Source organism: Pseudaminobacter sp. Soil_N_29 (genome assembly GCF_057656055.1).
Window position 1 is genome coordinate 630,122 of sequence record NZ_JBDGLC010000001.1, and the last position, 17,930, is coordinate 648,051.

Here is a 17,930-nt window from a genome sequence, read left to right on the forward strand (position 1 = left end):
CAAGGCGGCGTTTTGCGGGATCGAGATGCATCAAGAGGACAAGGCAACCGGCCAGAACAAGCCGGCGGCGCCTGAAACTGAGAAATTCAAGACGTCGGAGACACACGAGCCGACGCCTTCCGCGCTTCCGGCACCGCCCGCCTCCCGTCCCCCGGCAACGATCCAGAAAGCGAGACCACGGCGGCGTTGGCGCAGGATCCTGCTGATCCTGGCGATTCTTGCCGGCGGCGCCGGGGGTGGCTTTTACTGGTGGCAGCACTCCCAATCCCAGTTGCCCGCCGGGATAGCCTGGGGCAACGGCCGGATCGAAGCCGACGAGATCGACATCGACACCAAATTTGCCGGCCGCATCGCCGAAATGCTCGCCGACGAGGGAGACATGGTCAAGGCCGGGCAGGTTGTCGCCCGCATGGACACGCAAGACCTGAAGGCCTCGCTGAAGCGCTCCCAGGCGCTCGTTCAGCAAGCCCAGCGGGCCATTGACGAGGCCAACGCCAACGTAGTTCAGCAGACCACCCAGGTGCGACTGGCCGAGCAGGAACTCGATCGTACGGCGCCGCTGGTGAGGAAAGGTTTTGCCACCAACGAATTGCTCGATCAGCGCCGCCAGCAGCTCGACGGCGCGAAGGCTGCCCTGACTGCCGCGCAGTCGAGGGTCATCCAGGCCCAGAGAGCCCTCGATGCGGCCACGCACGAAGTGGAGCTTTACACCGTCAACATTGCCGACAACACGCTCGTTGCACCGCGCGACGGCCGCATACAATACCGCGTCGCCAATATCGGCGAGGTGCTTCCTGCCGGCGGCAAGGTCTTCACCATGCTGGACATTTCCTATGTCTACATGGACATCTACCTGCCGACCGCCGAGGCTGGCAGGGCGAAAGTGGGCGACGATTCCCGTATCGTGCTCGACGCTTATCCGACCATCGCCATACCGGCCAAGGTATCCTTCGTCGCCACCCAGGCCCAATTCACGCCCAAGACGGTGGAGACGCGGAGCGAGCGCGACAAGCTCATGTTTCGGGTCCGGGTCAAGATCGATCCCGATTTGCTGCGCGCACACGCCGAGCAGGTGCGCAGCGGCCTGCCGGGCCTCGCCTATGTCAAGCTTGATCCGCAACTTGCATGGCCGCCGCAGCTGCAGGGAAATGTTCCGAAATGATCCGGCTCGAACAGCCAGTGGCACGTCTGGAAGCGCTGACGCAGCAATATGGCCGGGTCGTCGCGCTCAACAATGTTACGGTCGATCTTCCAGCCGGATGCATGGCGGGGTTCATCGGCCCGGACGGTGTGGGTAAGTCGACCCTGCTCAGCATCGTGGCAGGCGCCCGCAAGGTGCAGTCCGGAAATGTCTTCGTGCTCGACGGCGACATGACCGACGCCAGGCATCGCGCCGCCGTCTGCCCGCGCATCGCCTACATGCCGCAAGGCCTCGGAAAGAATCTCTACCCCGACCTCAGCGTTCGCGAGAACATCGAGTTCTTCGGACGGCTCTTCGGCCAGTCGCGTTCCGAGCGGGACTGGCGGATAGCCGAGTTGCTGAAAAGTACCGGGCTCGCTCCCTTTTCGGAGCGCGCCGCAAAGAAGCTGTCGGGGGGGATGCGGCAGAAGCTGGGGCTCTGCTGCTCACTGATCCACGATCCGGACCTTCTGATCCTCGACGAACCGACCACCGGCGTCGATCCGCTGTCGCGGCGCCAATTCTGGGAACTGATCGACCGCATGCGCTCTCGTCGTGAGGGCATGAGCGTGCTGGTGGCCACGGCCTACATGGAGGAGGCGGAGCGCTTCGACTGGCTGGCGGCCATGAACGATGGAAGGGTGCTGGCCACCGGCTCTCCGGCCGAACTCAAGGCCGTCACGGGGGTGACCTCCGTCGAGGAGGCGTTCATTGCGCTCCTGCCCGAAGATCAGCGCGCCGGTCACCACGCGCTGCACATCCCGCCGCGCCGGAAGTTCGACGCCGAGCCGGTGATCACCGCGCGCGGCCTCACATGCCGCTTCGGCGATTTCACCGCGGTCGACCATGTCAGCTTCACCATCGAGCGCGGCGAAATCTTCGGATTCGTGGGCTCGAATGGTTGCGGCAAGACCACGACCATGAAGATGCTGACGGGTCTGCTGCCCCCGAGCGAAGGCGAGGCGCTGCTGTTCGGTAAACCGCTCGACGCCAGAGATCTGAGTTCACGCTACCGCGTCGGCTATATGTCGCAGTCGTTTTCGCTCTATGCCGAACTGACGGTTGCCCAAAACCTGACCCTTCACGCGCGGCTCTTCCATCTTCCGGTCCGCCGGGCCAGGGAGCGCATAGCCGATCTGGTCGCGCGTTTCGGCCTCTATGAATATCAGGATCAGCTCGCAGCCGCCCTGCCGCTCGGGATACGGCAGCGCCTGTCGCTCGCCGTCGCGATCGTCCATGAGCCTGAGATGCTTATCCTCGACGAGCCGACCTCCGGCGTCGATCCGCTGGCGCGCGACCGCTTCTGGGAACTGCTCGTGGAGCTTTCACGAAACGAGGGCGTGACCATCTTCGTGTCCACCCACTTCATGAACGAGGCGGAGCGATGCGACCGGATATCGCTCATGGATTCAGGTCGTGTGCTGGCGACGGACACTCCGGCAGGCCTTGTCCGGGCCCGCCACGCGGCAAATCTCGAAGACGCTTTCATCAGCTTCCTCGAGGAGGCGACCGGCACCGTCGCGCCGGCCGGTCGGGAAATCAGCGCCGCGGCCGCGCCGCAGGGCTCCACACCGTCGCCACCACCCGAGCAAACGGGTTTCAGCCTGCGGCGCCTTCTCGCCTACACGATCCGCGAGACGCTGGAACTGCTGCGCGATCCCATCCGGCTCGGCTTCAGCCTGTTCGGCACCGCGCTGCTAATGCTTGTGTTCGGCTTCGGAATTTCGACTGACGTCAACAATCTCACCTTCGCCGTGCTCGACCGGGACCAGAGCCATGAGAGCCGCGCCTATCTCGAGGAACTGAGGGGCTCGACCTATTTCGTCGAAAAGCTGCCCCTGGCCAACTACGCCGAGCTCGACAGGCGTCTCAAGAGCGGGGACATCAAGGCCGCCATCGAAATTCCTCCTGATTTCGGCAAGGACATCAAGCGCGGACGCCCAACCTGGGTCGGTGCTTGGGTGGACGGCGCGATGCCTTATCGCGCGGAAACGATCCGCGGCTACCTGCAAGGCATGCACCAGCTGTATCTGACCGACCCGATAATTAAGACGACCGCTCCGTCCACCGGACCGCCGCCCGACATAGAGATCAGGTTCAAGTACAACCAGGACTTCAACAGCATCTACGCGATGGTGCCCTCCAGCATATCCATGCTCCTGGCCCTTTTCCCCGCGATCCTGATGGCGCTGGCGATCGTTCGCGAAAAGGAGCTGGGGTCCATCACCAACCTCTACGTCACCCCGGTGACGCGCATCGAGTTCCTTGTCGGCAAGCAGCTTCCCTACATCGCCGTCGCTATGGCCAACTTCTGCCTGATGTTCTTGATGGCGCTGTTCGTGTTCCAGGTACCCCTCAAGGGCAGCTTTCCGACACTTCTATTGGGCGTCTTGATCTATGTCAGCGCCACGACCGCCTATGGAATGCTGATTTCCGCCTTCACGCGCACGCAGATCGCGGCGCTTTTCGGCACGGCCATCCTGACCGTCCTGCCGGCCACCCAGTTCGCGGGCATGATGACGCCGGTCTCGTCGCTGTCGGGTCTCGGATATTTCATGGGGCGCATATTCCCCATGACCTATTTCCTGCCGATCAGCGTCGGCACCTTCACCAAGGGGCTCAACTTTTCCGACTTGAAGATGAACATTCTGGTGCTCGCCATCTTCGTGCCGGTGCTCATCTCGCTCAGCCTGCTGCTGCTGCGCAAGCAGGAGCGCTAGGAGGCCGGGATGCGCAAGGTGTCGAACATCTTCTGGCTGGGCCTCAAGGAGTTGCGCAGCTTCTTCCATGACTTCGTGCTCCTGGGGCTCGTCATCTACGCGTTCTCCATAGCCGTCATGAGCCAGGCCCAGAGCTATTCCCAGGAACTGCACAATGCCTCGGTCGGCGTCGTGGACGAGGACCAGTCCCAATTGTCGCGGCGCATCGTCCATGCGTTCCTGCCGCCCTATTTCCAGCCGCCCCAGCCGATCGCCGAGCGCGATGTCGTTCCGCTGATGAACAGCGGCAGGTACACTTTCGTGATCGACATTCCGCCCAATTTCGAGCGGGACGTGCTGGCCCGGCGAAACCCTTCGCTGCAGGTCAATGTCGACGCGACGGCCATGGTGCAGGCGGGGCTCGGCTCCGGCTATGCGCAGCAGATCATCATGAAGGAGATCCAGGATTTCCTCTCGCATTCGGAAGGGGCGCCGCCGTCGCCGGTCAATCTCGATGTGCGGATCGCGTTCAATCCCAATATCAACACCGCATGGTTCACCAGCGTCATGGCGATCATCAACAACGTCACCATGCTGGCCATCGTGCTTTCCGGCGCGGCGATCATCCGCGAGCGCGAGCACGGAACCATGGACCATCTGCTGGTGATGCCGCTGACGCCGTTCGAGATCGCCATGTCGAAAGTCTGGGCAAACGGGCTGGTAATCACCATCGCGGCGGGGCTGTCGCTCACGCTGGTCGTGCGCACGCTGCTCAGGATACCCATCGCCGGCTCGGTGCCGCTATTCATGTCCGGCGTGGCGATCTACCTGTTCTTCGCGACCGCCATCGGCATCTTCCTGGGCACGGTTGCGCGCTCCATGCCGCAACTCGGCCTGCTCTACATGCTGGTCTATATGCCAATGATGATGCTGTCGGGCAGCAATACTCCGCTTGAGAGCATGCCCTATTGGCTGGCGACAATCATGCAGATCTCGCCTTCGACCCATTTCGTGTCGTTCGCGCAGTCGATCCTCTATCGCGGCGCAGGGATCGACGTGGTCTGGCGGGAGTTTCTGGCGGTTGCGTTGATCGGCGGCGTGTTTTTCAGCCTCGCCATCATGCGCTTCCGCTCGATCGCGTCACAGGCGAGCTAAGGACGATCTGCCGATCGTCCTCGAGGTTTATTTCAACCCATTACTCCGTATCCGGGCGCATCTTCGGATACGCCCGGATGGGCCTGAATCATTCCCACTCGATCGTGCCGGGCGGCTTGGAGGTTACGTCGTAGACGACACGGTTGATGCCGCGCACCTCGTTGATGATGCGGGTCGCCGCGCGGCCGAGGAATTCCATGTCGTAGTGGTAGAAGTCTGCGGTCATGCCGTCGATGGAGGTCACGGCGCGTAGTGCGCAGACGAATTCGTAGGTGCGCCCGTCGCCCATCACGCCGACAGTCTGCACCGGCAGCAGCACCGCGAAAGCCTGCCAGATGGCGTCGTAGAGGCCGGCCTTGCGGATCTCGTCGAGATAAATCGCATCGGCCTCACGCAGGATCTCGAGCTTCTCGCGCGTGATGCCGCCGGGGCAGCGGATGGCGAGGCCCGGTCCCGGGAACGGATGCCGGCCGATGAAGTGCTCGGGCAGGCCGAGTTCCTTGCCGAGCACCCGCACCTCGTCCTTGAACAGTTCGCGCAGCGGCTCGACCAGCTTCATGTGCATGCGCTCGGGCAGGCCGCCCACATTGTGGTGCGACTTGATCGTCACCGACGGGCCGCCGGTGAAGGAGACGCTTTCGATGACGTCGGGATAGAGCGTGCCCTGCGCAAGGAAGTCGGCGCCGCCGAGCTTCTTGGCCTCTTCCTCGAAGACCTCGATGAACAGGCGGCCGATGGTCTTGCGCTTCTTCTCCGGGTCGGTCTCGCCCTCGAGGGCCGAGATGAAGCGGTCGGAGGCATCGACGAGGATCAGCGGCAGGTTGTAGTGCTCGCGGAACATGGCAACCACGTCGGCCGCCTCATTCTTGCGCATCAGGCCGTGGTCAACGAGGATGCAGGTGAGCTGCTCGCCGACGGCCTCATGGATGAGAAGGGCCGCGACCGAGGAATCGACGCCGCCCGAAAGTGCGCAGATGACCTTGCCGTCGCCGACCTGCTCCCGGATCGCCTGCACCGCGTGCTCGCGATAGGCGCGCATCGTCCAGTCGCCCGTGATGCCGGCGATCTTGTGGACGAAGTTGGCCAGCAGCTTGGCGCCGTCGGGCGTGTGCACCACCTCGGGGTGGAACTGCACGGCATAGAATTTTCGCGACTCGTCGGCAATTGCCGCAAACGGCGCGCCGGCCGAGGTGCCGACCACGCGGAAGCCCGCCGGGATTTCGGTGACCCGGTCGCCGTGGCTCATCCACACCTGATGGCGGGTACCCTTGGCCCAGACACCATCGAACAGGGCGCACTCGTCCTCGATCTCGAGGAAGGCGCGTCCGAATTCGCGATGATGCCCGGCCTCGACCTTGCCGCCGAGCTGGGCGCACATGGTCTGTTCGCCATAGCAGATGCCCAGCACGGGGATGCCGGCGGTGAAGATCGCCTCCGGCGCGCGCGGGCTGCCGATGTCTATGGTGGAATGCGGGCTGCCGGAAAGGATGACCGCGCGCGGCTTGATCGCGTCGAACGCCGCCGCGGCGGACTGGAACGGAACGACTTCCGAGTAAACGCCAGCTTCTCGGACGCGGCGCGCAATGAGCTGCGTGACCTGGCTGCCGAAGTCGATGATAAGGACGGTGTCGGGGTGGTGGCTGGTTGTCATGGCGAGCATTTAGAGAAAACCGCGAGTCGAAGCAATGGGGCGGCGCCTGTCATCGACAGCAGTGTGGGAAAATCCGGGGCTGTCTGGAGCCTGTTTGTGCCCGATGCGCTCTCAAAACCGCAAAACGCCTTCCGACAGGGCGTCGGAAAGCCTGTTCACCGCCCGCGCCAGGCGCTCGTCGATGACGTGAAGATATTCGGTCCAGTCGCCGACATGCCGAAGCTCGGCAGCCCCATCGGAAATGCCGCGAAGCCCGACCAGTGGCAGGCCGAACAACTGGCAGGCGCGCAGCACCGCAAAGGTCTCCATGTCGACCATGTCGGCCTCGACCGCATCGTAGGCGGCGCCCGAAACGATAGCCGCGCCGGTCGAAAGCGTGGCCTGCGGAATGCCGGGTATGCGCAGCGGCAGCGGCACCGTCACGGGCAGGTCCAGAAACGGCGTCGCGCCCTTGGCGAACCCAAGCGCGGTGGCATCCATGTCGCGATAGGATACCGAAACCGCCTGGTAGATTTCCGCCTGTTCCAGTGTGCGGCTGCCGGCCGAGCCCAGCGACACGACCAGGTCGGGCAGCGCCCCCTCAACCTTCAGCCGGCCCAGTTCCGCGCCCAGCATCACGCCGGCCTCGACCGGTCCCACGCCGGTCATGAGGGGCACAAAGAGCTCTTGCAGGTGCGGGCCGTATTCGGCCTCCGCCGCCATCACGAACAGCACGAGTTTTCCGCCGATGCTGGTGATTGCCATCGCTCAGCCCTCGATACCGTCGCGGCCCAGCACCGCCATCATGGTGCCGGTCATGGTGGCGACGAGCCTGGCTTCACCGTCGGCCGCGAATGCATAGGCCTGGCCATCGGCCACCACGATGGTGCGGCCAGGCTTGGTGACCGAACCGCGGAACAGGAAGCGCTCCCCCTTGCCCGGCGCCAGCAGATTGACCTTGAACTCGATGGTCAGCACCGAGGCCTCTTCCGGCATCACGGAATAGGCGGCATAGCCGCAGGCCGAATCCAGCGCCGCTGAAATGATGCCTGCGTGCAAGAACCCATGCTGCTGGGTCAGAGCGTCGGAATAGGGCATCTCGATTTCCACCGTACCCGGACGCACCAGGGTCAGTGCCGCGCCGATGGTGGCCATGGCTTGCTGGCGGGCGAAGGATGCCCTCACCCGCTCCTCGAAATTCGGTGAGGGTTCAATGCGTTCGACCATCATCCGCGCCTTGCTGCTTGTGCGCAATTTATCGCAAACGCCCGCGCCCTCGGCAATCGGTAATGCTGCGGCGCAACAAAGCCAGGCCCGCAATCAATTGAGCCACCAAATCGCCCCGTTGAGCAAGGCCGCGAAGGCAACCCACAGCGCATATGGCACGAACAGCCAGGCCGCCACCCGGTCGCGCGGCCAGCTCAGCTTGATGAAGGCGAGAATGGAGGCCAGCAGCGCGAGAATGACGACGAACGCAATTCCAATCATGTGGCCGCCGAAGAATATAGGCGACCAAAGAAAATTGAGCGCAAGCTGTACGGCCCAAGCCTGCATGGGCGGCCCAGATGGGGCTCTCATCCAGCTGCGCCAGCCGGCAACGGCGATGAGGACGTAAAGCGTCGACCAGACCGGGGCGAAAACCCAGTTCGGCGGATTGAACGCAGGCTTGGCCAAGCCTGCGTACCACTCGCCCGGCAGTGTGGCGAGGCCGATCGCCGTACCACCGCCCAGGACCACGACAAGAAACAGTGCCAGAGCCAGATAGGCACGCATCCTTCAGCCCTCCGTCTCGTCCGGCGATTGTTCCGGCGATGCGTGCAAGAATCAAGAAGCTCGAAGGCGCCGCCTAGCCGGCCCGGCGAAGTGCCGCGAAAAAGAAGCCGTCCGTATTGCTCCGCGCAGGCGACATCAGGATGCCGCGAGCGCGATCGATGCGAGCGCATTCGGTCTTGCCGGCGAAATGGTGGTCCCACAGCTCGGAATGGTCGACGGGTGCGAATTCCTGCCCCCGCTGCAGAAAAGCATCGATCTGGTCGCGGTTCTCGCTCTCGAAAACGGAACAGGTGACATAGACGAGCAAGCCGCCCGGCTTCACCGCGTGCTTTACCGTGTCGAGGATGGTGGCCTGTTCGGCGCGGCGCACGTCGAGCTGCTTTTGCGTCAGCCGCCATTTGGCGTCGGGCCGCCGGCGCCAGGTGCCGCTGCCGGTGCAAGGCGCATCGATCAGCACGATGTCCATCTTGTCCCGCAACGCGTCGATTTCGGCCGCCTTGGTGACCACCTGCACATTGCGGCAATCCGACCGGCGCAGGCGCTCGTAGATAGGCGCCAGACGCCCCTTTTCGGCATCGTGCGCAAAGATCTGGCCGCGGTTTTCCATGGCCGCCGAGAGGGCAAGCGTCTTGCCGCCGGCACCGGCACAATAATCCAGAACCTGCATGCCTGGCGCTGCGCCGGCCAGCTCGGCGGCGATCTGAGAGCCTTCGTCCTGGACCTCGAACCAACCCTGGTGAAAGGCAGGCTCCGACTGCACGTTGGGATGACGGCCGTTTTCGTTGGGGGAGATGCGTATGCCGTCGGCAGCCAGCGCCGATGGAGCGGCGTCCATTTCGGCCAGTTCCTTGAGCACCTGGTCGCGCCGGGCCTTGAGCGTGTTGACGCGAAGGTCGAGCGGCGGCCGACGTGCCAGAGCAGCGCCTTCCGCAATCCATTCCTCGCCGAAAGCGCCATGCAGCAGAGGCGCGCACCAGTCCGGGCAGTCGGCACGAACCACATCGGGCGCCTGGGCCAGGTCGCGCGTGGCTATTGCAGCCAGTTCGCCCCCATCAAGAAGCGGCGGGGCGAACCTGTCGCCGTCCAGGGTGGCGTTGAGCGCCTCCGGGGTCTGACGCGTTTCCAGAAGAACGGCGCCGAAGGCCACGGCGCGCGCCGTATCCTCGCCGAGCAGCCAGCCGGCCGAACGTTTGCGGCGAAGACCGTCGTAGACAATGTTGCCGATGGCGGCACGATCGCCTGCTCCGGCGAAGCGGTGGGCCAGTCCCCAATCCTTCAGCGCATCCGCAGCCGGCCGCTGCCTCCGCTCTATCTCGTCGAGCACTTCGATGGCCGCGGCCAACCTTCCGCCAAGTCGCATGTCTGGTGATCCCTATTTCGGCTTACCCGAGGAAGGGCCTGACTAGCGCCCGTGAGCGGCCTGCACAAGCGCCGCATCAAAATATTCAGGCGTCCGCTCTGGGCGCAAACCTAAACATTCCGTGAACTCGGAACGGCCCGCCACGCCCGCGAATTGTATCGCTTGTTTAGCCGATCGAGGCGCAAAATGAAAAACCTTGTCCTTGCTTCCATCATTGCCGTAACAGCCGCCCTCCCGTTTGGTACCTCGGCCCAGGCGACGGGCGCAACGATCAGCAACGTGCAATATGTCTATCCCGGATGGCGCCACCGTTACTACGGGCGTTACTATGGGCCCAATCGCTGGCACCGGTATTGCCATTTCGAGACGATACGCCACCACCGTTACGGCAGGTGGTGGGTCGAAAGAGTGCGCGTCTGCCCGTAAACCAAATTCGAACTGCCTCGACCGGTGCCTGCCGGCCGGGGCGCTCCCAACAACGAAGATCTGAGCCGATACTCGGGCACCGCTGGTTCAGCGGCTCCAAGCGCGCGTAGGTGCCCTGAATAAGGGCTTCCGTCGATGTATCGGCCAATTAAAGGCTAGGCCACGAACATGAAGAACCTGCTCGTCGCTGCCATCCTCATCGCTACATCAGCGATGTCGTTTGGGGCTCCCGCTCAAGCCGCAGCAACCATCACCACCTATGGCCGCCACTATCATGCTGGACCGCGCTGCTACACCAAATCGGTCAAGCATTATCGCAACGGCCGTGTCTGGTACGAGAAAACACGGGTTTGCCGTTGAGGCCGCCGCACACCTCGGCTCCCCCGCTGAGACGTAGACTTCTTCAACTGCAACAGGACCGGCTGCCGCCTGCTCCGGCTCTCACGCTTCGCCACGGAGCGAAGTGCAGATCACACAGGAACCACGCACATGAAGACCCTCCTCTTTGCCTCCCTCATCACGGCAGCGGCTGCGCTTTCCTACGGCCTGCCCGCCCACGCCGCCACCGCCACGGAAACCACGACGAGCCGCCCCTTGCCACCCAGCCATCGTATGCACAGCCCGCACCGTATGGACCGCCCGTGCTCCTACCGCACGGTGAGGCGTCATCGGCACGGTCAGGTGGTGATGGAAAGAGTAAAAACCTGCCACTGACTGCTCGGTTCGCAGTGCGCGGCTGAACAGCCAGTTCCGCAGCCGCCCCGAAGCATCTCGTGCCTTACGTCCAGGCCTTAGAATGAGTGCTTGAAGCCGACCGCCAGGTTGATCTTGTCCCCGGAAAGCTCGTCGTAGGGCGGGGTGTTCGTGGCCAGCTTTTTCCAGGCGTAGCCGACATTCATGAACAGCGATTTGGAACTGTTCACCTCGTAGGTGAGGCCGGTGGACACCTTGGGAGTCACCCAGGTTGCATCGAAACCGTTGCGGTAGCGAAGATTGAAGGCGTTCCAGGTCAGCTTGGGCGTCATCTTCAGGTCGCCGGCGAGATAGATGACGTAGTAGCCGATGTCGGCGTTGGTGTCCGCGCCCTGGATGATGCCGGTTTGCTGCCAGGTGTAGCCGGCGCCGCCGCTGGGCGTCAGCGAAAAGTCTTCGGTCAGCTTCCATCTGTAGCCGACCGTCGCCTCCGCGTAATATTGCGAGCCGCCGCTGGCCTTGATCGAATGTTGAAACGAGACACCGCCGAGGAAGCCTTCCTCGAACCGATATGACAGGCCTGCCTTGTAGTAGATATTGTTCAGGCTCCCCGCGTGATTGCTGCCATTGTTGACCGCGTAGATTTCAGGGCTGAGCTCCAGGCTGAACGTCCACGGCTTGGGGGCGGCCGCGGGGGCCTTCTCTTGCGCATGCTGCGACGAAAGCTCGTCAGCGAGTGCGGGGCCGCTGGCAAAGCAGACTACGACTGCCGCCAACAATGCCGTGCGGTTGAAAGCCGCCCTTGCGAACACGTAGCACCTATCAGCAACGTACATGAAAGCCCCGCCGATCTGCTGGTTTGAACCGAATTCCCCCTGGTATTCGCACTATCACTTGGCAAGCTCTTCGCCCTGACGACCTGGAACGAAGCTTTGCGCACAACCGACAATTCAAATTTCAATCGCAATTGATAGCGGCACTCGCCGTCGGCGGCAAATTACATTTTCGGATGAAAAGAAGACAGGCGCGGAATGCTCCGCGCCTGTCCCTTTCCGAAACCGGATTCAGCCTGCCCTATTCGGCGGCTTCCTGCGGTGTCTTGTCGGTCACCGAAATCGCCGGCCGCTCCTTGCCGTCGGCCGCCGACAGCGCGCGGCGGACGCCGTTGCCATAGTCCGGATGGACCTTGTCGAAATGGGCAAGCTGCCGTTCGATGATGAATTCCGGCACGCCGCCCATCGCCGCGGCGATGTTGGAGAACAGCCGGTTCTTCTGGCCCTCGTCGAACAGGTTGAAGAGGGCGCGCGGCTGGCTGTAGTCGTCGTTGCCGATGCGGTGGTTGTAGCGGTCGGCATCGCCGGAGATCTTCAGCGGCGGCTCCTTGGCGGAGGGCTGTTCAACCGGACCGCCAAAGGAATTCGGCTCGTAATAGGCATCCGGATTGCCGGTCTTGATGCCGCCGAACGTGTTCATCTGTCCATCGCGATGGTAGTGATGGACCTCGTTCTTTGGCCGGTTGACCGGGATCGTCTCGTAATGCGTGCCGAGCCGATGGCGGTGGGCATCCGCGTAGGAGAAGATGCGCGCCTGCAGCATCTTGTCGGGCGAGAAGCTGATGCCCGGCACGATGTTCGACGGCGAGAATGCCGCATTCTCGATCTCGGCGAAATAGTTCTCCGGGTTGCGGTTCAGTTCCATGATGCCGATGTCGATCGGCGGATAGTCGGCATGCGGCCACACCTTGGTCAGGTCGAACGGATTATACGGGGTCTTTTCCGCATCCATTTCCGGCATGATCTGGACCTGGACCTTCCACTTCGGGAATTCGCCACGCTCGAGCGCGTTGTACAGGTCTTCCTGCGTCGACTCGCGCGTCTTGCCGATGACCTTCTCGGCTTCCTCGTTGGTCCAGTGCTTGTGGCCCTGCATGGTCTTGAAGTGGAACTTCACCCAGTAGCGCTCGCCGGCATCGTTCCACAGCGAATAGGTGTGGGAGCCGTAGCCGTTGATGTGGCGCACGTCGGTCGGCAGTCCGCGATCCGACATCAGGATCGTCACCTGATGCAGGCTTTCCGGGCTCAGCGACCAGAAGTCCCACATGGCCGTGGGCGAACGCAGATTGGTCTTGGGGTGGCGCTTCTGCGTATGGATGAAGTCCGGGAACTTGACCGGATCACGCACGAAGAAGACCGGCGTGTTGTTGCCGACCAGGTCCCAGTTGCCGTCCTCGGTGTAGAATTTCAGCGCAAAGCCGCGCACGTCGCGCTCGGCATCGGCTGCCCCCTGCTCGCCGGCAACGGTGGAGAAACGCGCGATCATCGGCGTCTCGGCGCCGGGCTGAAGCACCTTGGCCTTGGTGTATTTCGAGATGTCGCCGGTGATCTTGAGGACGCCATGCGCGCCCCAGCCCTTGGCATGAACCGGGCGCTCGGGGATGCGCTCGCGGTTCTGGTGCGCCAGCTTCTCGATGAGCTGGTAGTCCTGCAGCAGCACCGGGCCGCGCTCGCCGGCGGTGATGGAATTCTGGTTGTCCGGAATGGGCGCCCCGGCGGAAGTGGTCATTGTGGGCTTGGTCATCGCGTCAGCCTCCTTATCAAGCAAGGTATGATCGATTTCTTGTCCTTGGGCGGCTCGCCGCGCGAACCACAATCTGGAACACCTCCAGATTAGGCCGCGCGATCCATAAAAACAAATTGCCTTTTCTACTCAGATCGATAACATTTCCCTATGATCACACTTACCGTACGCCAGATGCAGTATTTCGATGCCCTGGCGCAGACGCTGCATTTCGGCCGCGCCGCGGAACTAGCCGGCGTGACGCAGCCTGCGCTTTCGGCCCAGATCGCGGAAATGGAAGAGAAGCTCGGCTGCCAGCTGTTCGAGCGTGGCGGCAAGATGGTGCGCATGACCGAGGAAGCGCACATGCTGCGGCCGCGCATCGAGGCGATCCTCATCGGCATACGCGATGTGGAGAGCATCGCCCGCCGCGGCCGCTCGGCAATGGAAGGCCGGTTCCGGCTCGGCATAATCCCGACGATCGCGCCCTACCTGCTGCCCCATGTGTTGCCCGTCCTGAAGGAACGCTTTCCGGCACTCGTGCTGGAATTGCGCGAGGCGGTGACGGCAACGCTGGCCGAGGAAACGGCAGCGGGACGCCTGGACGGCTTCATCGCAGCTTTGCCGCTTGATTATCCGGGGCTGGTCGCCGACGAATTGTTCCGCGACCGCTTCTTTCTCGCCGTCTCGCAGGACGATCCCGGCTTTGCCGCGCCGCCGGTCGCGCCCGACAGCCCGGCGCTGGAGCGTCTGATGCTGCTGGAGGAAGGCCACTGCATGCGCGAGCAGGCGCTGGCGGTGTGCCACTCCGTCAAGCCTGTGGCCATGGCCAGCTACGGCGCAACCAGCCTGACGACGCTATTGCAGATGGTGGCCCACGGGCTGGGCGTCACGCTCATTCCCGAAATGGCGATGGGCGCGGCTCGGGGCATTCGCGACCTGAAGGTCGTGCCCTTCATGGAGCCGGTGCCCTCGCGCTCCGTGTGCCTAGCCTGGCGGCGCAACAGCCTGCGCCACGACGAGTGCCTGGAACTGGCCAAGATCGTGCGCGGCCTGAGCGACGTGATCCTGCCCCAGCGCGATTGAACGGGTCAGCGCGTAGCTGCCGCTACCGCCTCCGCGATCGATACCAACGCGCCTTCGTCGTTGACGCTGCGCGACTTGCGCGAGGCGACGAGGCACGCCTGCGAGCGCAGGATGACGCCGTCGTTCAGGATCTTCAGGTGGTTGGCGCGCAGCGTCGAGCCGGTCGTGGTGATGTCGACGATCACGTCGGCCGAGCCGGCGGCCGGCGCACCCTCGGTCGCGCCGAGGCTTTCCACGATGCGATAGACCTGGATGCCGTGCTTCTGAGAGAAGAACTGCTGCGTCAGCCGCCAGTACTTTGTCGCGATCCGAAGGCGGCGCCCATGGCGCTGGCGGAAATCCGCCGCGACGTCGTCGAGGTCGGTCATGGTGTCGACGTCGAGCCAGACCTCCGGCACCGCCACCACCACGTCGGCATGGCCGAAGCCGAGCCGCGCCACGATCTCGGCACGGCTTTCCCAATCGGCCAGGTTTTCGCGCAGAAGATCCTCGCCGGTTATGCCAAGATCCACCGATCCCTGCCCGATCTCGCCGGCGATTTCCGAGGCGGAAAGAAACGCCACTTCAATGTCGTCGCGCCCCTCGATGCGGGCGCGATATTTGCGGTCGTCCTCCGGCAGGCTGACGGCAAGCCCAGAACGGGCAAGCACTTCCAGTGCCTGTTCCTTCAGTCGCCCCTTGGAGGGTATGGCCAGCGTGATGGTCATTGCGAGCCCTTCCGCAACTGTTCGATGCGATCGAGCCACACGGAGAAGCCTACGCCGGGGATCGCTTCCTTGGCGCCGAGCAGCGTCAGCAGCCGGTCGTAACGACCGCCGCCGACCAGCGGCCGCCCGTCGTCGCGCACCGCAATCTCGAAGGCCATGCCGGTGTAGTAGTCCAGCGGGCGCCCGAAGGCCGCGTCGTAGCGAACCACATCGGCCGGCAGGCCGTGGCTTTCGAGCGCCTCGGCGCGAGCCGTGAACTTGTCCAGCGCCGCCCCGAGCGTCAGCGAGGCGTCGGCTGCGAATTGGCGCAGGGCATCGGTCGCTTCCGCAATCGGCACATTGATCGCCAGGAACGTCTTCAGCGCGTCGAAAGCCTCGTTGGAGAGGCGCACGCTGCGCAGTTCCGCCTTTTCGATCAGCCGGCGGGCAATGTCGCCCGGCGTGCGCCCGGCCGAAGGCGACAGGCCGGCCTCCTCCATGCCGCGTGCGATATGGGTCGAAAGCCCCTCGAAATCGCCATCCGCCACCAGTGACACGACCGGCTCGGCCAGCGCCCCGTTGCGCGGCGGGGTGGCTAGGTCAGAAAGCGCCGCTGCCAGCATCTCGGCCGAACCGAAGGCGCGGGCGAGGCGCAGGCGCCATCCGCGCGGCAGGCCGAGCGCCGCCAGCACCGCCTCGAATACCGAATGATCGCCCATGACCACCGAAAGCGGGGTCTCGGGCAGCGCCAACTCCAGCAGCGCATAGGCGTCGGCGATCGACCGTGCATCGGCGCGGGCGGTGTCCATGTCGCCCAGATCCTCGATGCCGGCCTGGAAGAATTCGCTGCTGCCGTCGCGGCGCTGGCGGAACACTTCGCCGAGATAGCAATAGCGGCGCGGCGTGCCGGACTGGCTGCGAATGTGGTCGATGCAGACCGGAATGGTGAATTCGGGTCGCAGGCACAGCGACTCGCCGGTTTCGCTTTCGGTCAGGTAGATGCGGCGGCGCAGGTCCTCGCCCGCCATGTCGAGAAAGGGGTCGGCCGGCTGCAGAACCGCCACGTCGACGCGATCGGCCTCCTTGGCCGCAAAAAGCTTCAGTATATCGGGCGCGCTGGTCGGATAGCGGGAGTTCACGTTGGCATCACCCCTTCGCGCGATCCTCGGCCTGCGCCGCCAGAACCTTCTTCACCTCCGACACGAGGTCGGCTTCGGCGACGGTAACCTGAGCCGGCCGCGCGGCGCGCCATTCGGCGTTGTCGGAAATCTCTGCCGACATCCGCGCTCCCTCGATGAGATCCTTGATCTGCACCTCGCCCCTGGCGCGCTCGTCGCCACCCTGGATGATGGCGACGGGACTGCCGCGACGGTCGGCATATTTGAGCTGCGCCTTCATGCCCGCTCCGCCGAGATAGAGTTCGGCGCGGATGCCGGCCTGGCGCAGCGACGAAACCATCTTCTGGTAGCGGCCGAGGCTCTCGGTGTCCTTGTCCATGACCAGCACCACCACCGGCGCGATCACGTCCGACGTGTCGAGCTTGCCGAGGTTCTTCAGCGCCGTCATCAGGCGCGACACGCCGATGGAAAAGCCGGTGGCCGGCACCGGCTCGCCACGGAAGCGCGAGACGAGACCGTCATAACGACCGCCGCCGCCGACCGAGCCGAAGCGCACGATCTGTCCCTCGTCGTTGGGGATCTCGGCCAGCAGTTCGGCCTCGTAGACCGGCCCGGTGTAATATTCGAGGCCGCGCACCACGGAGGGGTCGATCTTCACGCGGCCGTCGTCATAGCCGGCGGCGGCAATGAGCGCCGCGATCTGCGCCAATTCCTCCACGCCTTCGCTGCCGCGCTCATTTCCGGCCACGATCGCGCGCAGGTTGGTAATGGTTTCGGACGCATCGGCGGAGCCCGCCTCGGTGAAGGCGATCACCTTGGCGATGGCTTCTTCGCCCAGCCCCGCGCCCTTGGTGAAGTCGCCGCTTTCATCCTTGCGGCCGGCGCCCAGAAGCTGGCGAACGCCCTCGACGCCGAACTTGTCCAGCTTGTCGATGGCCCGCAGCACCACCAGCCGGCGGCCGGCATTCTCGTCGCCGCCAAGGCCGATCACCTCAAGCACGCCGTCGAGCACCTTGCGGTTGTTGACGCGCACGAGATAGTCGCCGCGCTTGATGCCCAGCGCTTCCATCACGTCGGCCATCATCATGGTGATTTCGGCATCGGCGGCCACACCCGGCGTTCCGACCGTATCGGCGTCGAACTGCATGAACTGGCGGAAGCGGCCCGGTCCCGGCTTCTCGTTGCGGAACACCCAGCCCGAGCGATAGCTGCGATAGGGTTTCGGCAGCTTCTCGAAATTCTCGGCCACGTAGCGCGCCATCGGCGCCGTCAGGTCGTAGCGCAGCGACAGCCACTGCTCGTCATCGTCCTGGAACGAGAACACGCCCTCGTTGGGGCGGTCCTGGTCGGGCAGGAATTTGCCCAGCGCGTCGGTGTATTCGATCATCGGCTGGTCGACCGGCTCGAAACCGTAAAGCTCGTAAACCTCGCGGATCGTCGCCATCATCTTCTCGACGGCGCGGATGTCCTCCGGCGTGCGATCGACAAAGCCACGCGGCAAGCGTGCTTTCATCTTTTCCGATTTTTCAGCCATGTCGTGTCGCTCTTGTCGTTCGTGAAGCGCGGAG

Annotated in this window: 16 protein-coding genes; 6 read left to right on the top strand and 10 right to left on the bottom strand. The window is 63.9% G+C overall.

Features of this window, described 5'->3' with window-relative positions; translation table 11 throughout:
- Nucleotides 1–25: 25 nt before the first annotated feature.
- From AC3A4H_RS03020 to AC3A4H_RS03030, 3 genes are read left to right on the top strand one after another with little or no spacing between them, the layout of a single operon-like run.
- Complete coding sequence (locus tag AC3A4H_RS03020; RefSeq protein WP_487765356.1) at nucleotides 26–1,162, top strand: HlyD family secretion protein; 1,137 nt, start codon at nucleotides 26–28, stop codon at nucleotides 1,160–1,162.
- Complete coding sequence (gene rbbA / locus AC3A4H_RS03025) at nucleotides 1,159–3,900, top strand: ribosome-associated ATPase/putative transporter RbbA (protein WP_487765357.1); 2,742 nt, start codon at nucleotides 1,159–1,161, stop codon at nucleotides 3,898–3,900. Before AC3A4H_RS03020 ends, rbbA begins: the two co-directional genes overlap by 4 nt.
- A gap of 9 nt (nucleotides 3,901–3,909) precedes the next feature.
- The gene (locus AC3A4H_RS03030; RefSeq protein WP_487765358.1) at nucleotides 3,910–5,034 is read left to right on the top strand and encodes an ABC transporter permease; all 1,125 of its coding nucleotides are present in this window, start codon (nucleotides 3,910–3,912) and stop codon (nucleotides 5,032–5,034) included.
- An 88-nt stretch (nucleotides 5,035–5,122) separates the two neighbouring features.
- Here the strand turns inward: AC3A4H_RS03030 and guaA are convergent, their stop codons facing one another.
- From guaA to AC3A4H_RS03055, 5 genes are all read right to left on the bottom strand, one after another.
- Nucleotides 5,123–6,685 carry a glutamine-hydrolyzing GMP synthase gene (gene guaA, locus AC3A4H_RS03035; protein ID WP_348778581.1) on the bottom strand — a complete coding sequence of 521 codons (1,563 nt, stop codon included), beginning with the start codon at nucleotides 6,683–6,685 and terminating at the stop codon, nucleotides 5,123–5,125.
- A gap of 111 nt (nucleotides 6,686–6,796) precedes the next feature.
- On the bottom strand, nucleotides 6,797–7,429 hold the full coding sequence (locus AC3A4H_RS03040; RefSeq protein WP_487765359.1) for a 5'-methylthioadenosine/S-adenosylhomocysteine nucleosidase: 633 nt from the start codon (nucleotides 7,427–7,429) through the stop codon (nucleotides 6,797–6,799).
- A gap of 3 nt (nucleotides 7,430–7,432) precedes the next feature.
- A complete protein-coding gene (locus tag AC3A4H_RS03045) occupies nucleotides 7,433–7,891 on the bottom strand; it encodes a PaaI family thioesterase (RefSeq protein WP_348778070.1) in 459 nt (152 codons plus the stop codon).
- Between the two features lie 93 nt (nucleotides 7,892–7,984).
- Entirely contained in the window at nucleotides 7,985–8,437 is a 453-nt protein-coding gene (locus tag AC3A4H_RS03050) for a TspO/MBR family protein (RefSeq protein ID WP_487765360.1), read from the bottom strand.
- A gap of 73 nt (nucleotides 8,438–8,510) precedes the next feature.
- A complete protein-coding gene (locus AC3A4H_RS03055; RefSeq protein ID WP_487765361.1) occupies nucleotides 8,511–9,797 on the bottom strand; it encodes an RsmB/NOP family class I SAM-dependent RNA methyltransferase in 1,287 nt (428 codons plus the stop codon).
- Between the two features lie 594 nt (nucleotides 9,798–10,391).
- On the opposite strand from AC3A4H_RS03055, the gene AC3A4H_RS03060 reads away from it, so the two are divergent.
- Nucleotides 10,392–10,583 (top strand): hypothetical protein, encoded by a 192-nt coding sequence (locus AC3A4H_RS03060; RefSeq protein ID WP_487765362.1) that lies wholly within the window; start codon nucleotides 10,392–10,394, stop codon nucleotides 10,581–10,583.
- A 129-nt stretch (nucleotides 10,584–10,712) separates the two neighbouring features.
- Nucleotides 10,713–10,937: a hypothetical protein gene (locus AC3A4H_RS03065; RefSeq protein WP_487765363.1), complete on the top strand. Its 225-nt coding sequence runs from the start codon at nucleotides 10,713–10,715 to the stop codon at nucleotides 10,935–10,937.
- Between the two features lie 77 nt (nucleotides 10,938–11,014).
- Here the strand turns inward: AC3A4H_RS03065 and AC3A4H_RS03070 are convergent, their stop codons facing one another.
- Complete coding sequence (locus AC3A4H_RS03070; RefSeq protein ID WP_487765364.1) at nucleotides 11,015–11,752, bottom strand: hypothetical protein; 738 nt, start codon at nucleotides 11,750–11,752, stop codon at nucleotides 11,015–11,017.
- Between the two features lie 238 nt (nucleotides 11,753–11,990).
- Nucleotides 11,991–13,493 carry a catalase KatA gene (katA, locus tag AC3A4H_RS03075; RefSeq protein ID WP_487765365.1) on the bottom strand — a complete coding sequence of 501 codons (1,503 nt, stop codon included), beginning with the start codon at nucleotides 13,491–13,493 and terminating at the stop codon, nucleotides 11,991–11,993.
- A gap of 150 nt (nucleotides 13,494–13,643) precedes the next feature.
- Between katA and AC3A4H_RS03080 the strand changes: the two genes are divergently transcribed.
- Nucleotides 13,644–14,558, top strand: a complete 915-nt coding sequence (locus AC3A4H_RS03080; protein WP_487765366.1) for a hydrogen peroxide-inducible genes activator — start codon at nucleotides 13,644–13,646, stop codon at nucleotides 14,556–14,558.
- Nucleotides 14,559–14,563: 5 nt separating this feature from the next.
- Here AC3A4H_RS03080 and hisG read toward each other — a convergent pair whose 3' ends face one another.
- Genes hisG through hisS form a run of 3 tightly spaced genes read right to left on the bottom strand, consistent with a single transcriptional unit; the run spans nucleotide 14,564 to nucleotide 17,896 of the window.
- Entirely contained in the window at nucleotides 14,564–15,265 is a 702-nt protein-coding gene (gene hisG / locus AC3A4H_RS03085; protein ID WP_348778062.1) for an ATP phosphoribosyltransferase, read from the bottom strand.
- Nucleotides 15,262–16,383 (bottom strand): ATP phosphoribosyltransferase regulatory subunit, encoded by a 1,122-nt coding sequence (locus AC3A4H_RS03090; RefSeq protein ID WP_487765367.1) that lies wholly within the window; start codon nucleotides 16,381–16,383, stop codon nucleotides 15,262–15,264. The genes hisG and AC3A4H_RS03090 overlap by 4 nt, the downstream gene beginning before the upstream one ends.
- A 7-nt stretch (nucleotides 16,384–16,390) precedes the next feature.
- A complete protein-coding gene (gene hisS / locus AC3A4H_RS03095) occupies nucleotides 16,391–17,896 on the bottom strand; it encodes a histidine--tRNA ligase (RefSeq protein WP_487765368.1) in 1,506 nt (501 codons plus the stop codon).
- Between the last annotated feature and the right edge of the window lie 34 nt (nucleotides 17,897–17,930).

Coding starts and splice junctions, on each gene's coding strand:
- AC3A4H_RS03030 (WP_487765358.1), top strand. CDS start 3,910: ATGCGCAAGGTGTCGAACATCTTCTGGCTGGGCCTCAAGGAGTTGCGC.
- AC3A4H_RS03055 (WP_487765361.1), bottom strand. CDS start 9,797: ATGCGACTTGGCGGAAGGTTGGCCGCGGCCATCGAAGTGCTCGACGAG.
- AC3A4H_RS03040 (WP_487765359.1), bottom strand. CDS start 7,429: ATGGCAATCACCAGCATCGGCGGAAAACTCGTGCTGTTCGTGATGGCG.
- AC3A4H_RS03080 (WP_487765366.1), top strand. CDS start 13,644: ATGATCACACTTACCGTACGCCAGATGCAGTATTTCGATGCCCTGGCG.
- katA (WP_487765365.1), bottom strand. CDS start 13,493: ATGACCAAGCCCACAATGACCACTTCCGCCGGGGCGCCCATTCCGGAC.
- AC3A4H_RS03070 (WP_487765364.1), bottom strand. CDS start 11,752: ATGTACGTTGCTGATAGGTGCTACGTGTTCGCAAGGGCGGCTTTCAAC.
- rbbA (WP_487765357.1), top strand. CDS start 1,159: ATGATCCGGCTCGAACAGCCAGTGGCACGTCTGGAAGCGCTGACGCAG.
- AC3A4H_RS03060 (WP_487765362.1), top strand. CDS start 10,392: ATGAAGAACCTGCTCGTCGCTGCCATCCTCATCGCTACATCAGCGATG.
- guaA (WP_348778581.1), bottom strand. CDS start 6,685: ATGACAACCAGCCACCACCCCGACACCGTCCTTATCATCGACTTCGGC.
- AC3A4H_RS03020 (WP_487765356.1), top strand. CDS start 26: ATGCATCAAGAGGACAAGGCAACCGGCCAGAACAAGCCGGCGGCGCCT.
- AC3A4H_RS03050 (WP_487765360.1), bottom strand. CDS start 8,437: ATGCGTGCCTATCTGGCTCTGGCACTGTTTCTTGTCGTGGTCCTGGGC.
- hisS (WP_487765368.1), bottom strand. CDS start 17,896: ATGGCTGAAAAATCGGAAAAGATGAAAGCACGCTTGCCGCGTGGCTTT.
- AC3A4H_RS03065 (WP_487765363.1), top strand. CDS start 10,713: ATGAAGACCCTCCTCTTTGCCTCCCTCATCACGGCAGCGGCTGCGCTT.
- AC3A4H_RS03045 (WP_348778070.1), bottom strand. CDS start 7,891: ATGGTCGAACGCATTGAACCCTCACCGAATTTCGAGGAGCGGGTGAGG.
- hisG (WP_348778062.1), bottom strand. CDS start 15,265: ATGACCATCACGCTGGCCATACCCTCCAAGGGGCGACTGAAGGAACAG.